Annotated in this window: 10 protein-coding genes and 1 pseudogene; 6 read left to right on the forward strand and 5 right to left on the reverse strand. The window is 43.4% G+C overall.

Features of this window, described 5'->3' with window-relative positions:
* Positions 1–98: 98 nt before the first annotated feature.
* Positions 99–416, forward strand: a pseudogene (locus tag IQP38_RS18895) (ASCH domain-containing protein); the annotation flags it as partial.
* Positions 417–470: 54 nt separating this feature from the next.
* Here the strand turns inward: IQP38_RS18895 and IQP38_RS18900 are convergent.
* Positions 471–1058: a class I SAM-dependent methyltransferase gene (locus IQP38_RS18900; RefSeq protein ID WP_017635142.1), complete on the reverse strand. Its 588-nt coding sequence runs from the start codon at positions 1056–1058 to the stop codon at positions 471–473.
* A gap of 90 nt (positions 1059–1148) precedes the next feature.
* Positions 1149–2666 carry a phospholipase D family protein gene (locus IQP38_RS18905; protein WP_054576161.1) on the reverse strand — a complete coding sequence of 506 codons (1518 nt, stop codon included), beginning with the start codon at positions 2664–2666 and terminating at the stop codon, positions 1149–1151.
* Positions 2667–3184: 518 nt separating this feature from the next.
* Here IQP38_RS18905 and IQP38_RS18910 point away from each other — a divergent pair.
* The 5 genes from IQP38_RS18910 to IQP38_RS18930 all read left to right on the forward strand — a co-directional run bounded on the left by IQP38_RS18910 (position 3185) and on the right by IQP38_RS18930 (position 10352).
* Entirely contained in the window at positions 3185–4342 is a 1158-nt protein-coding gene (locus IQP38_RS18910) for an efflux RND transporter periplasmic adaptor subunit (protein WP_193837901.1), read from the forward strand.
* 13 nt (positions 4343–4355) lie between these two features.
* On the forward strand, positions 4356–7514 hold the full coding sequence (locus IQP38_RS18915; protein WP_193837902.1) for an efflux RND transporter permease subunit: 3159 nt from the start codon (positions 4356–4358) through the stop codon (positions 7512–7514).
* A 324-nt stretch (positions 7515–7838) separates the two neighbouring features.
* Positions 7839–8105, forward strand: a complete 267-nt coding sequence (locus IQP38_RS18920; protein ID WP_005373876.1) for a hypothetical protein — start codon at positions 7839–7841, stop codon at positions 8103–8105.
* An 820-nt stretch (positions 8106–8925) separates the two neighbouring features.
* On the forward strand, positions 8926–9348 hold the full coding sequence (locus IQP38_RS26965; protein ID WP_228013703.1) for a hypothetical protein: 423 nt from the start codon (positions 8926–8928) through the stop codon (positions 9346–9348).
* Between the two features lie 164 nt (positions 9349–9512).
* Positions 9513–10352 carry a DNAase gene (locus IQP38_RS18930; RefSeq protein ID WP_193837903.1) on the forward strand — a complete coding sequence of 280 codons (840 nt, stop codon included), beginning with the start codon at positions 9513–9515 and terminating at the stop codon, positions 10350–10352.
* Between the two features lie 507 nt (positions 10353–10859).
* Here the strand turns inward: IQP38_RS18930 and IQP38_RS18935 are convergent.
* Genes IQP38_RS18935 through IQP38_RS18945 form a run of 3 tightly spaced genes read right to left on the reverse strand, consistent with a single transcriptional unit; the run spans position 10860 to position 15929 of the window.
* Complete coding sequence (locus IQP38_RS18935; RefSeq protein ID WP_193837904.1) at positions 10860–13961, reverse strand: efflux RND transporter permease subunit; 3102 nt, start codon at positions 13959–13961, stop codon at positions 10860–10862.
* Complete coding sequence (locus IQP38_RS18940; RefSeq protein WP_053349324.1) at positions 13958–15286, reverse strand: efflux RND transporter periplasmic adaptor subunit; 1329 nt, start codon at positions 15284–15286, stop codon at positions 13958–13960. The genes IQP38_RS18935 and IQP38_RS18940 overlap by 4 nt, the downstream gene beginning before the upstream one ends.
* Complete coding sequence (locus tag IQP38_RS18945; protein WP_193837905.1) at positions 15273–15929, reverse strand: TetR/AcrR family transcriptional regulator; 657 nt, start codon at positions 15927–15929, stop codon at positions 15273–15275. The genes IQP38_RS18940 and IQP38_RS18945 overlap by 14 nt, the downstream gene beginning before the upstream one ends.
* Positions 15930–15971 lie beyond the last annotated feature (42 nt).

The raw sequence follows: 15971 nt of genomic DNA on the forward strand, positions 1-15971 counted from the left end.
TCGATTCCAATAACTTTGATTGCCGACATGATGGCACCTCCCAATATTCAGCGACATAGCTGAGTGTAGTGCAGGTGTGGGGCGTACCATCTTATTAAACTGCATCGTGCAGTTTGGAGCTTTGGTATCGAGAGCATGGTGAAATCATGCCCCAAGTCGGTCATTTACAAGTAGTGACGAATTGGGATGGGGACCCGGTTTGCGTGATACGAATTACTGACGTAAGTACATGCAAATATGAGGATGTAACCGCAGAGTTTGCCTTCGCAGAAGGCGAAGGTGATAGAACCTTAAACTGGTGGCGTGATGCTCATACTGCATTTTTTAAAGCTGAATGCGATGAGTTGAACATCGATTGGCATGAGAAACGTACGCTGGTTTTAGAGCGTTTTGAAGTGGTGTATCCCGTCAATTAATCTCTGATAGCAGCACTGATTTGAAGTGCTGCTTTCTTTACTGAGAGACCATTTTTAGCGCTTTCGAGCGGTCACACTAAACATGTGCCAATGTTTTTGGCTTCCTACTACAGTGGTCCCGTCTTCATCTCTTTCATGCAATGAAATGAGGTCGTAACCTTCGAATAAGCTTTCCACTTCCTTTTTTGTTAATGCGGTAATGTTTGGGTGCATTTCGGAGGTAACCCAGGAGTCTTTCACTCCCAAGAAATCGCCGGAGAAGATACCGCCCGGTTGTAATGCGCTGTCTATTTTTGTCCAGACTTGTTTGAAGCCTGTGTCAGGGCAAAAGAACAAACTGGCATTTGCGATAACCAAGCTGCACTTAGGGTAATTAAATTCAGTAAAACAGCACTGCGAAACCGAAAATCGTTTATTACCTTCAAAGCGTGTTAAACAAGTTTTTACTGCATTTTCATTGCTATCACATGCGTGAACCTTAAATCCCTGTTCGAGGAGAAAGTGGCTGTCTCGACCTATTCCGCAGCCAATATCGAGAGCGACTTTGCCTTCTATCTTAAGTAGGTTCAGGGCATTTTCCACGTTTGGGCGGTGAGGTTGGCTTAAAATTTTCTGATAGTATTCATTCCATTGCGCTGGCATTGAACTTCCTTATGTTGGTTGTGTCCCCTGCCCAAAACTAGCGTCCATTTTGTTTTGCTTGACTGGGGAGGTTTGCAGTATTGGCAGCTGTTATAGCTGATCTTCAATCGGTAATATTCCGGAGAACCAAGCGCCCATTTTTCGCCATACTCCTGCTTCTGGTTCGGAGTCGTATTCTTCGCCTGTTTTTACGTCGGTCCAGACAATGTCCCCGTCGCGCAGAGTTAAGGCGTAGGCGTTACTCGACAGTTGATTTGGCAGTTGTTCTAGAAACATTTGCACATATTCTGGCTGTTCGATAACAACGGCCATTTCGGTATTCAAAGCGGCCGAACGTGGGTCCCAGTTCATCGAACCAACGAAAAGTGTTTTGTTATCAATTGTCATTGCTTTAGCGTGTAAACTTGCTCTGCTACTCCCCGTGAGGCTCCACTTACTTTTGAGTTTCGCGCTCGCTTTTACTTCCCAAAGCTTGATTCCAGCTTCGAGTAGATCTTTTCGATATTTTGCGTACCAACCATGCACGGCAAACACATCGTTAGACGCGAGGCTATTGGTCACAATCGTGATATCAACGCCTCGCTTGGCCGCGTTACTTAATGCTTGAGTACCTGCTTCAGTTGGAACGAAATAGGGAGAAATGAGCACAAATGAATCCTCAACACTTTTAACCAGTTCCGTTAAATTATCAATAAGTTGGCTCTCTCGGGTCGCGACTTTATCGGGCAGGTCAAACCATACTTTCGCTTCTCCCCAGTAGAGCTTGAGTTTGCCTTGTTTTAGATCTTGGTACATATCCAGTTGAGTGAAGTCATAGCGGCCGGTTGAAAACTTTTCCTCTAACCGGAGTTTATTGACCTGCTTTTGAATCGCTTGGTCGGTAATTTGCTGTGAATTCGGTGTAATCCATTCCATTGGTATCGAATAGGCGCTATTCCAGTAGAGGTCGAACTGATCGGCAGTTTGTTGTACCGCCTCACCATAGAGCAGAAGATCAAAATCACCAAACTCAACTTGCGATTCAAAAGAGAAGTATTCATTGCCGATATTTCTACCTCCGACAATGGCGGAAACACTGTCTGCAATCAGAGACTTATTGTGCATACGACGATTAAGGCGTTCAAAATCGCTAGCAAGAGCGAACCAACGGGAGTCGCGATACTGATGCGGGTTAAATAAGCGGATTTCTATATTAGGATGTGCATTGAGGGCTGCCATCACATCGTCGTTTCGCTTTTGCATATCGTCAAGCAACAGTCTTACTCGAACACCACGCTTTGCCGCTTCATACAAGCGCCACGTTATTAGCTGACTCGTTTCGTCACCACGGTAAATATAGTATTGAAGGTCAAGGCTTTTCTGGGCGGACTCGATCAAAGAGGTTCGAGCAAGAAGGGCATCGTGTCCCTGATTTAACGGTGCAAAGCCAGTTATGGACTTGGGGTCTCTCCCGTAAGCTTCAAAGTACTGCGCAAGAACAGAATCCTTTTGATAACCGAGCTGAAAGCTGGTGGACTTTTCACTGGCGTCATTCAACGATACGGATGAGCATGCCGATAAAATAGTGAGCAGCGAGGGGAAGAGCAACTTGGCGAGCGTTTGTAACAAAGCACATTTCCTTGTCTTACAGAGTGTTACCTACTCCAAATTATAGACTTAAGCTGACGCCACATGCACCCAGAACCGTTTGATAACGAGCGATTAATCGATGAATTGCCATAGAGCCTGAACTAAGTTCAACTTTTAAAGCGCAGATAATCATTTATTTTAATTATCATTATGGCCGTATTGGTCATAATCACTAATATCTGGTGATTATGACCAATAGCGCACTGGATAAAATAATGATTTTTATATAACCATATGATTTTTAATAAATAAATGCTTGGCATGTCATTTGCCATTTAGAATAAAAGTTAAGTCAGAGCAACTTGCGCAGTTGGTTAATTTTTTGTTAATTTTATTAACTTTGAATTGGCAATAACTATCTAGTTCGCTGCTTAAAAGACTAGGCAAGCGCCGCTTTGATGTTTATTCAAATTCAATTCTCTCACCACCATGCTTACCGGGAGCAATGGACTGAATAAAAGTGTGGTGTTGAAAACAACAATAAAAAAGGATTTTCGATGTTAGCAAAACCCATATTACGTTGGCTTTTACCCTTCGTCGTCGTTGGAGGCTCTTATGCAGGATATGCTGCAATTGCCGCAACTGCGCCGGAAAAAGAGTCAACCAAAGATGCAATTACAGAACCTACTGTTCAGGCTTCTTCTCTTTTTCCTACTGATCACAAAGTGGTGATTACCAGTCACGGTGAATTAGTCCCTTTTGAAAAAACACACCTTTCCGCGCAAGTTAGTGGTGAAGTTACGAGTTGGCACCCGAATTTTGTGACGGGTGGCATCGTAAAACGAGGAGAGGTTCTTTTCACAATTGAAAGTGACAACTATGAAGCGTCGGTTTTACAAGCTGAAGCCGATTTAGCTAGTGCACTCGCAAACTTGATTGAGGAACAAGCGAAAGCCGAAGTGGCAAAACGTCAGGCAAAGAGACTGAGCGATAAGCAAGTGACGGATCTGTATTTACGCAAGCCTCACGTTTTGAGCGCACAAGCGCAAGTAAAGTCGGCTCAAGCGGCACTCAAACGAGCAAAAAGAGAGTTAGAAAATTGCAAAGTCGTTGCACCTTACGATGCGCTGGTTGTTGAGCGTGATATTGGTGTTGGTCAATTTGTTACATCTGGTTCTCGAGTTGCCACGTTAAACAACATCGAAGTGGCAGAGGTGCACGTACCCATTGCCGGTTTTGATAGTGCATTTTTACCCGAATCCATTGGTGAACTCACTGCGACAGTGACGCAGCAAGGTGTGTTTTCTACCACTAGAGAAGGTCGAGTAGTTCGTGATTTAGGCATGATTGATAGCGCTACCCGAATGATTAACATGGTCATTCAAATCGCGGACCCATACGGTGTCGATAACCAGCAGCCTCCAATCAAATTCGGCTCCTACGTTGAAGTGAGCTTCACTGGTAAGGAACTTAAGCACATCTACCGCTTGCCACAGGAATTAGTTAAAAACCGTACCGTGTGGGTGGTGAATGGCGATAATCAACTTCAACCCAGAACTGTCACGGTTTTGAGAGCAGAAGGTGAGTTTTTGCTGGTGGGCGAAGGCTTAGAGCAAAGTGATAAGTTGGTACTGACCTTGCCCGAGTACCCTCAAAAAGGCATGGCGGTACAAATCGCAAAAAAGAGTGACGACTCCGAAACCGTCGTACAGTAAGTAGGAGTTTGTCATGGAAGATACTAAACAAAAGGGCTTAATTGCCTATTTTGCGAATAACCCCGTCGCTGCCAACCTTTTGATGGTGTTCATCATTATCATGGGTGTGGTGAGTTTTCTCTTTATTCAAAGGCAGATGTTTCCGAATATTGAGGTGAACTACATTGATGTTCGTGCGACTTATCCTGGCGCTTCTCCTCAAGAGATAGAAGAGAGTATTCTCGTTAAGGTCGAGGAATCGATTAAAGACGTCACCGGGATTAAAAAAGCAGTCTCAACGGCCTCTAGAGGTAGCGCGTATGTTTCCATCGAGGTAGACGTTAATGCCGATATCAAGCGTGTCTTAGATGATGTAAACCAACGTATTGATACCTTGTCTAACTTACCAGCGGGTATGGAACCAATCAATGTCTACCAAGTTGAATGGCGCCAAGATGTAATCGAAATGGGGTTAGTTGGGGACCGACCGCTCGAGGAGCTTAAACCGCTTGCTAAGCAAATCGAAGATGAATTACTTCAGTTAGAAAACGTCATGCTGGTGTATCTGAGTGCGCCAGAAGAAGAAATAGCGATTGAAGTTGACCCACTTGTTCTTCGTAAATACGACCTGACGTTGAGCGATATCAGCAGCGCGATCAGCCGTTATTCAGCTAACTTTTCTGCGGGCGAAGTAAAAACAAATTCAGGGATGATTGCAGTAAGGATTGAAAACCAATACTACCGTGGTGATGAGTTTAGAAATATTCCAGTAAAGCTTGGCGCAAATGGAGCAAAGGTTCTGTTGCAAGATATTGCCACGATAAAAGATGGCTTTACGGAAGAAGAGCGCTATTTTGAATACTCAGGGCAAAATGCGATCTACATGTCTGTTGAAGCAACTCGTGACCAGAACATTATCCCTGTTGCACAGTCCGTTCGTAACTATATTGAAGCAAAAAACAAGACATTGCCGCAGGATGTTAAGCTCAAAGTCTTAGTTGATACGACTTATTATTTAAATGGGCGTCTCGACATGATGTTGAAAAACTTGCTGCAAGGCGCTGCATTAGTCGCGATTATGCTGACCATTTTCCTACGTTTCCGCTTGGCTATGTGGGTAATGATCGGCTTACCAGTGTGTTTCCTTGGTGCGGTGATGATGATGCCAGCTTTGGGTATTACAGTGAACATCGTCTCGCTGTTCGCTTTCATCATGGTGCTCGGAATTGTGGTGGATGACGCCATCGTGATGGGAGAGAGCGCTTACAGCGAAATTGAAGAAAAAGGTGGTGGCGTCGAAAACGTGGTTCGTGGTGTAAAACGTGTTGCCACACCAGCCACTTTCGGTGTGTTAACCACAATTGCTGTGTTTGCCCCTTTCTTGTTGTCTAGCGGTATTGATAGTGCCTTCTTTTATGGCATCGCGGGGGTCGTGATTCTTTGTTTGATCTTCAGTTTGATTGAATCGAAGCTGATCCTTCCTGCACACCTTGCGCATACCCATTTTAAACCAGTCAAACCTGGTGGATGGCGAGATCGTTTCAACCAACGTTTCTTCGGCTTTGTAAACGGTCCGTATCGTAACTTTGTAACAACATGCACCCATTGGCGCTGGACAGTGTTTGCGGTGTTCTGTGGTTTACTGCTGATCAGCGCGGCTTTGATCAACGCGAATTATGTTCGGATGATCCCTAACCCTAAAGTGCCGACCGACTATCCTGCGATCACTATTGAAATGAATGATACCGTTTCAAGTGAGCAGACAATCAGTGCACTCAAGACTATTGAACGTGTCATGCAAAAGATCGAATCTGAGACCATTGCAGAACATGGTCAAGGAATGATTCGTGACGTGCTGTCGTACAACAGAAGCCGCACCGAAGGTCGTGTATTAGTACCTTTGGTTGATGAAGAGTTACGCCCGTTCAATACATTTGAACTGGCTCGACGTTGGCGTGAAGCTATGCCTGTTATTCCAGGTATGAAGAGCATCAAAATCCGTGAGCAGAGTGCGGGTGGTGGTGACAGAGATGAGTTTGGCTACTTGTTGTTTGGCTCTAACATCAATGAGCTCAACGAGGCTGGGCGTTACTTGATAGAGCGTTTACAGCAGGAAGAAGGGTTATATGATATTTCATCTTCTATTGATTCTGGAAGCAAAGAAGTACTCTTGTCTCTTGCGCCTGTAGCGTACGATCTCGGTCTGGATCTCACCATGATCGCAGAGCAAGTTGGTGGCAGCTTTTATGGTGGCGAAGCACAGCGCATTATTCGTGATGGTGAAGAAATTAAAGTTATGGTGCGTTACCCGCAACTGACGCGTGAAGCATTTTCATCATTGCGTTACGCCGTGATTACAACACCAGCAGGTAAGAAGGTCATGTTGGGTGATGTGGTGAAGATCAATGAGCAGCCGGGCGTGAGTAGCATTCGACGTGAAGGCGGGTATCAAACCGTTTATGTCTATGGTTCGATAGACGAAGAATTGGTTGAACCTCAAGAAATCGTGAAGGTCATTGACGACAATATCTTACCGGACATGAAGCAAGACTTCCCAACTGTGAAAACAGAATTGGGCGGTGATATTGAAGAGCAGGCTGCGCAGCGTAATGAACAGATTTTGTTCTTTATTGCAGGCATGATCATCGTCTACATCTTGTTAGCTGTACCGTTAAAAAGTTATACCCAACCTTTGATTGTAATGTCCGTCATTCCGTTTAGTCTGACGGGGGCGATTTGGGGCCATTTCTGGCTAGGTTTAGACATCAGTATGATGTCGACATTTGGTTTGATCGCCGCTGCTGGCGTGGTTATCAACGACTCTCTGGTTATGACAGATTACGTAAACCAAGTGAGAGAAAAGGGTATGAACATCAAACAAGCGGTTGTTGAGGCGGGTTGTGCTCGTTTTCGAGCTATCACGCTCACCTCAATAACGACGTTTGCGGGTGTATTGCCGATAATGTTTGAAACGAGTTTGCAGGCGCGTTTTGTCATACCGATGGCTGTCGCTTTGGGCTTTGCGGTGTTGTACGCAACGGTTCTGACTTTAGTGTTGGTGCCTTGTTTGTATTTAATGCTTGAAGATAATAAAAATATTTTCAGATCGATTAAGAGGTTTATCCATCGTTTGATTAATCGTTTCAGAAAGTCGCCAGTGACGTCGAGCGTTGAAGCAAGCGTATCGAGTTAACAAGCTTGATGTTAACGATTAGGAGCAGCCTTCGGGCTGCTTTTTTGTTTCCGCATTTTGATTCAAAGCGATTTTTTAGTGGGCAGTTACGTAATTATCTGATGAGAAAACTGCCTGACAAAGCATTTCTAATATGTATGTTTTTAATGTATTGAATTCGCATGGTTAATTTGACACTTGGTTAGCGAAATTTACCAGACGAAGATAACGCTGAATATGGCTCATGATTTAAGTTATTGAAAAATAACAAAATAAAAGTTGGCATCGTATGTGCAATATATAAATTGTAATTAAAATTAACTGCTAATCCTCAAGGAGCTTATTATGAAAAGCGTATTTCTATCTACTCTAAGTCTTATTGCTGTAATGTCATCACCAATCGCTGCTGCTAACACTTTAGACAAAGAGGAGTGGAGCTCAGATTTACGTCAGGACTTTTCTGAGATGAAACATGAAGCTATAGCAGATATTCAGCAAATGAACATGGATGCCATTCACGCACGTGATGAGCGTATCGTGAAAAACATTAAAGATGAGCAAGAACAGTTAGTAAAGGTAACGTGCCACAAAGAGAAAGCAAGCAAGTCATAAACGCCGCTAAAAGAGACTAACAGACGAAAATGAATCCAATACGAGTTCGGTGTTAGTTAGCAGTAAGCACTGACCTTGTTGCTCTACTTGCCAGCCTTTTAAGGCTGGCTTTTTTGTTTCTCATTTCATGGGTGGAGATCAGATCCTCAAGCTTATTATCAATAGTTGGCGTGTTTGATGAGCTATTGCTGGATGGAGCGGATGTAACTTTCAAAAGTGTAGATTTCAGTAAAGTGGAGGTGATGTTAGATATTTAAAATTTAGAAAAGATCCGATCTCCTTTTTGACCTTCATAATACCTTAGTATGTGGCTTACCTTTACTTGAATTAGAACTCATATTGCAGGCTCTCGTTTAAAGGTATTGATGCATATTTGAAGAGTAAGAGATAGACATATGAGTTTTATTAAAATGTGTAAAGATGGTTTTAGAGGAAAGCCGGATTTCTCTGACTTATTACATAATGCGTTCCAGATAGATGACTTAGTGCTGTCATTTGAGTGTCCGAACAACATATATGAAGGACATGTATACCAGGATCTTGTTAATTTATAACAGTTCGATGTTGAATCAAAAATAGAGAGGCATGAAAGGTTTATAAAATTAGCTACGGTATATTTTTTGTTTCAGAAGAAAATATTAAACCCTTTATTTCCTATTAACAAATAAGGTGGATTATATATTAGTCTACGGGTTAAATCTACTGGAGAAGATATTGATAATATTAGTCAATTGTCCTCATTTTTAGAGAGAGAATATTATGATTTTATCATGCCCCGGAGCAAAGTGAAGGCTCTATGAGGGGGTATCATACAGACTTGATGAAAGAATTGACTAAGCGTGCTAATAAACAATGGGGAGAAATTCCAGAAAGTGAAGACCGAAAAAGAGAAAAAGAAGAATATTTAATTAGAGGTTTCTTAAGTGGTTATCCACCAATAAAGTGTGAGCTAGTTGAAGTTGGAAAAAACAAATACTCAAAATACTCAGAAGGTAATATTAAGTATAAGAGTGAATTACGAAGAGTATACAATTTACCCATAAAAAATGAATTCTACCTGAGCATCGAGTTTTGGTATAAGTACGAATCGATGTTTGCTAAGCAAAAGTTTTTAGATTGGGTGAGAAGTGCTGATGAAACTTTTGAAAAAAAAGTATTGGAATTACTGGATTTGTCTCCGCTCATCGACTCGTATATAGCCAAAGCGGTAAAGGGATTGAACGAAAAAACTAAGACAGAGTAACACAGCGTCAAGAAAAGCTAGCAAAGTATGTAGCCATGAGAGAAAAATGAATCAAATTGGATGTCTATTTACCTTTGTACGCCATGGCGTATATAAAGCCAATGGATTTAGTAGAGAGCTTATCACAAATATCAATACATATTTAAATAACAAGAGATATAAATATGAATTTTATCAAAATCCTTAAAGATGGGTTTAGAGGGAAACCAGATTTTGCAAACTTGTTACATAATGTATTCCAGATAGATGACTTAGTGCTGTCATTTGAGTGTCCGAACAACATATATGAAGGTCATGTATACCAAGATTTTATTGAATTACAACGGTTCAATATTGATTCAAAAGTAGAGCGGCATGAAAAGTTTATAAAATTGGCCACGATTTATTTCTCTTTTCAAAATAAAATAATAAATCCACTATTACCAATCAATAAACAAGGTGGTTTATATATTCGGTTAAGGATTAAATCTTCAGATAAATATATTACTAGTGTTAATGAACTATCTTCATTTATAGAGAAAGAGTACGTGGATTTTTATCATGCTGTAGAGTCACCTGACGGCTCTCGAAAAGGTGATCATACAGAGTTGATGAATGATGCCATTGCGTACGCAAATCATCGTTGGGGAATGGACCCGATAAACGAAGAAAAAAAGAGAGCGAAAGAAGAGTTCCTTGTAGGAGAGTTTCTTCGTGGTTACCCTCCAATCAAATGCCAAGATATCAAGATTGGTGAAAATACATTTTCAAAATATGTAGAAGGAAATTTGGAGTATAAAAAAGACTATCGAAGAGTGTACAATTTGCCTATCAAAAATGAGTTTTACTTTAGTATTGAATTTTTATATGAAATCGAGCCTATGTTTGCTCAAAAAAAGTTTTTAGATTGGGTAAGACACGCGGATGAAATCTTTGAAAAAAATGTTTTAGAGTTGCTAGCACTGTCTCCGCTTATTGATTCACATACTACCTCCAAATCCGAAAGGTTGACAAAAAAAAGTTGATCCAGAGCGTTCATACTTAACTTAAAGAAAAAAGCCCGCGAAAAATGCTTTCACGGGCGAAAAAAGGGCACCAAATTGGGTGTCTATTCATTTTGGAGGTGGTCGAACGTCCATATAAAACTGACAATAGGCTTGGTGAGAGGCTTACCACCAGCACGACCAACGAGGCTAAAGTTAACATTGTTGTAATGATTGTTAAAATGTTAATTCTTCAATCAATGTTTTCATTATCGTGAGTTTAAATTGTGAATGTGTTGCCTGCGTGTATTTTTACTCTGTGAAATTCCGTTTTTGACAATAAGACATATTATAAATCTTGTGTTGGTTATTTGATTTGGTTATATAAAACTCAACATACTTAATCCTTAACTGTTCATATTCACACTTAATGAGACACAATAACCCTCTGTTTGTTAAGTGATTGTGTGTTTTTTAACGCATTGGTATTGAACAAAAAGCGACCTAAGCCGCTCTTGTGCATTTTGATAAGTTTACTTATCAGTCGTTTTAGATTTCTTCGTGCTTATGGACTAGGCCGAAGTCAGCTAAAATGGCATACGCAGCAGGGATCATAAACAACACCAGCAGAGTGGATGCGAAAATACCAAACACGATAGAGATAACCAGTGGTTGGATAACCTGTGCTTGCAAACTGGTTTCAGTCAGTAACGGAAGCAAACCTGCTGCAGTGGTCATTGATGTCAGGAATACTGCTCTAAAGCGTTCCCGACTGGCTTTGACTACTGAGTCGTGCACATTATCCCCTTCATCGACATGATGGCGTATGTACTGAACTAACAGAATCGAGTCATTCACCACAATCCCCGCTAGTGAGACAAAGCCCATCATACTCGGCATACTTAATGAGTGACCGAGTAGGATGTGTCCCCATACCACGCCAATAAAGGCGAGTGGAATCGCAAGCATGACGACGAATGGTTCCAAATAACTGCGGAATTGGTAACTCAGAATCGCAAACACGCCAAATAAACCAAGCAAGAAGCCTTTACCCATTGATGCGCCAGTTTCAGCGGTATCTTTGGCTTCGCCTTCAAAATCAAAGCGAAGACCAGGATACTTTTGCATAAGCTTTGGCGCCTCATCCTGTTGGAACTGACGAATAATGGCGGTTGAGTTGGCTTTCGTATTGTTGATATCGCCGAATACGCTCACAGTCCTCAAGCCATCAATGCGCTGGATTCTTACGTAATTACGTTGGAAATCCAAAGTCGCAATGGTTGCGAGGGGGATTTGACTGCCATCGGACAAGATAATCGGAAAGTTTGCCAATTGCTGTAAGTCACCGGCTTGTGCTTTATCGAGGCGAACTTCGATTGAAATGTTTTCTACCCCAACTTGGATCTCGTCTGCGGTTTGGCCAAAGAAAGCTGCACGCAATTGATTGGCGATGAGTTGGCCGTTAATCCCGTAAGCTTCTGCGCCCGGACGCAGTTTTACCAAGACTTCTTCTTTACCCATACGCATGTCATCCAACACGCCATGGACACCGTCAAACTCATTTAAGTATTGTTGAATGTCGATAGAGGCGGCTTTGAGCGCATCCAGTTCATCATGCTTCGCTCGAATTTCAATCGCTCGTCCACCCGGCCCCATGGTCGGTTGTTTAAATACCAGCGAGATAGGATCGGCAAGTTCACCAATGTCTTCACGCCATGCGTCGATAAATTCATCGATGAGTGTGTTACGACTCTCGGCGCCCAGCAAATCCAGACGTACCGTGGCAATGTGAGGGCCAGATTCATTCGCGTCGGCGTTAGCGTTGAATTGACTGGTAATGTGTAGAACCAATGGATTGCCGTCTTCCACTTTCTCTGTCCATTCTTTATCTAGCTTTTGAGCGGAAGCGACGATCTTATCGACGACAGCTTCCGTTTGAGACAGAGAAGAACCCGGAGGAAGAATAATACGCGCTTCTGCAATGTCGCCATCCAATTCAGGGAAGGGTTGGAACTTGAGTAAACCACCTACTAACGTGGCCGCGGAGATAAGAAGCAAGGCAACCACGCCACCCATAAAGGCATAGCGATACTCGACCACTTTATCCACTGCGTTGACCAAGGTGGTGTTGCGGAAGTTTTCAAAAGAAGCGAGCAGCTTTTGTTTGAACTTCGGTGTTTTTCGCTCTTGCTTTTGTTTGTGTAGTGAGTGAGAAAGGTGGTTAGGTAGAATCAAGAAGGCTTCCACCAAACTTAAACTCAGTACGAGGATCAGAACTTGAGGAACCGCTTTAAGTACCGCACCCATTTCACCTTGCAAAAATAACAAGCTACCGAAAATACACACCGTAGTTAAAAAGGAAGAGATGACCCCCGGCAGTACCTTTTTCACTCCTTTTATCACGGCATCATCGATCTCTTCTCCTCGGTCGAGGTGAGCGGCAATCGATTCGGCAATAACGATGGCGTCATCCATCATGATACCGATGGCCATGAGTAACCCGACCAAAGACATGATGTTGATGGACAGGCCAAGTTGCGCCATCAAAAATAACCCACCTAAGAAGGCAACAGGTAAACCAGCTGCGACCCAAAAAGAGTAGCGAAAACTAAAGAACAACCACATGGTGGCGAAGACCAGAATGATACCTTGCCAACCGTTTTTGACCATCATGGTCAGGCGATCCCAAAGCACGGATGAAAGGTCATTGGTCATTTGTAGCATCACACCGTCTGGCGCGATGGCTTGTTGTTCTTCGACAAATTGAGCAACACGTTCTTTAATGCGCAGTGCATCGTCTTCTTTGTTTTTGCTGACTTTTAGTAGGGCAGAAGGGTGACCATCGAAGAGGACTTTCTGTTCGTCCAATTCAAACCCGTCGGTAATCGTCGAAATATCTCTTAGACGGATGATTGAGCCATTTGTACCAGAGCCCACGACGATAGTCTCAAGCTCTTCCGGCGTCACGCGTCGTTCGTCAAAGCGGATCAGAAAGTTCTTATCTGGCGTTTCGACATTACCACTTGGCAACTTGACGTTTTGACGACCAATCTGGTCCGCAATATCACCAACACTCAAACCAAGTTGTCGGATAGCTTGAGTGTCTAACTCTACTCGGTATTGGTGGTCAGAGAAGCCAGCAACTTCAACCAAAGAGACATCGTAATCGATTTTTAACGTGCGTTTAAGCTGTTCGGCATACGCTTTTAGCTCTGGCCATGTGGTATCTGCGGTGATGGCGACATCCACAACTGGCTCGTTCAAATCGAGCTCTTGGACCACAGGAGATTCAATCTCTTGTGGGAAGTCGTTTATCGAGTTGATCTGGGTTTGAACATCAACCAGCATGCGGCCGATGTCGGCTTCTTCATTCAGTTTTAAGATAAGACGCGCAGAACCCTCAATCGCTTCACACTGAGTTTCTTTGATGTTGGCAAGGCCATCGACAGCATCTTCCATTCGGATACAGATGCTCTCTTCTACCTCTTGAGGGGAAGCGCCGGGGTAAACCACACCAGCTAGGATGTAGGGCGGATCAAACTCAGGAAAAGTTTCACGCTTAATCGTGGAAAGTGAAGAAATCCCCAATATCAGCAGCGTTAGCATCAGCAAGTTGGCTGCTGTTGGATGCTTGGCGAAGAATCGGATCATGAATCAGACTCCTCAATAGCCGTTTCTGACTGTTCAGGTGACTCTTTCAATAGCATGCCGTTAATCGCAGGCAGCAAATCGTTGATGATCAGCTTCTGACCTTGCTCTAGTTCACCATCGATCACCACTTGGTTATTGCGACGATATAACACTTCAACCGTGACGACTTGCAGACGGTTGTCATCTCCCATCAGGTAAATCTTATCGCCATGAAGCGCACGCTCTGGGATGACCCAACTCGGGTTCTCTTGTCCCTCAATCAAGGCACGCACAAACATGCCGTTCACCAATGGAGGCGCAGACGTTGGGTTTAATGCACGGTAGTCTTGTTCAATTTCCAGAATCACACCGGCAGTCGCTTGGCTTGGATCAACCGTTTCACTGATGCGTGCAACTTTCGCAGGCCAGCTTGCAGAGAGGTTACCGCTGCTGAGTTCAATGTTGGCATGAATCGCATTCATATCAGGTTGTGGAATACCAGATTCATCGCGGACAAACTCACCGATGCTCGCCGCCAAAGTTTGCATGTCATGAATGGATAGTTGAGCTTCCACTTCCATGACATCAATACCATGTCCTGTCACCATGGTTTGTTGGAGGTTAACCACTTGCTTTTTCTCAATTTCTACGTCAGCAATACGCAAATCGTAAGGAAGCGTGATGATGGTCTTATCAAGCGAGCGTTCGGCCTCATCCACTTTTGATGCATTAACTTTAACTAGGGCTTCCGCGACTCGTTTCTCATCCGGCATCAAACCAATTTGATTTTCAATATCCAGTACTAACTTACGTTGAGAGAGTGCGCTTTGCTCTTGCTGATCTACATCCGATTGAGACGTTAGGCCTTTTTTACGTAGGTTTTGCTTACGGTCTAACTCTTTGTTGGCGATAACCAGACGGTTGGCTTCTATCTTGAGGGTGCTTTTGAGATTCGCTTCTTCTTGGTTCAGCTTAGCCAGAGAGGTTTGGGCAGATTTGAGATCGGCTTGAGCTTGAACCAGTTTCAACTCGTAATCGAGCGGGTCGATGCGCAAGATTTCTGTCCCTGCTTGCAACACTTGTCCTTTTTCCAGTTGCGGATGGCGGTAGACCACTTTACCCGTCACTTCGGCTATCGCTTTCCATTCCACTTTTGGGGTGATCTTGCCAAACCCTATGGCTACTGGAGCAATGGCTTTTAGCTCAAGTGGAATCGTCTCGACCAACCGTGCACGATCTCCAGAGGGTTTTACGGGCAAATCTGGTTTGAGGCTAATCGCCAAAAACAGAATGACGACCCCCACCGCAAGAGCAGGAAAGAACAGCAGCTTTTTATTTACTTTCATATTGGTCGCCCGAGTCTAAAAATCCATGTTTCATCAGTTGTATGTTGTGTTCGAATAATCGGTTCAAGAAGGCTTCAGAAAGTTCAATGCCATGAATGGCGAGCAGTGCTGGTGGTGCCATAAAAGGAAACACCATCAAGCTGATGTAAGAGACGCGACAAAGTTTAGGGTCGGCGTCTTTTCGTAAAACGCCACTGTCGATCAACTTATCAAAGATCACGCCTTGCATTGGCTTGCTGATATCTGCGAAGACTTTTTCGAGCAGTTTGCGTTGGGTTTCCGATGGGGGCATATTCATAACTTGGGCAACTAAGCGTGGGAACTGTGGTACCTTGATCATTTCGCGGTAGTAGGTGCGCATTAGATCGAGAAAGTTTTGCTCGTTACTGTTGGATACCAACGTCTGCATCTGCTTTTGCATCGGTGACAGTGTTTCGCGCAACATGGTCTCGAACAAGCCTTCTTTGTTGCCAAAGTAGTAACGAATCATCGCCACGTTCACGCCTGCTTTCTGCGCGACTAGGCGAGTAGAGACCTTGTCATAAGCCATAATGGTGAAGAGTTCGCGCGCGTGGAAAATCAGTTTTTCCCGTGCGTCGATATTATCTGTGGGTCTTCCCGCCCTTCGATGCGCTTCCGTCACAATCTTCTCTCAAAATATTAAACATTTGATTAATTATAAGAC

Source organism: Vibrio sp. OPT41, assembly GCF_015163595.1.
Classification (GTDB): domain Bacteria; phylum Pseudomonadota; class Gammaproteobacteria; order Enterobacterales; family Vibrionaceae; genus Vibrio; species Vibrio alginolyticus.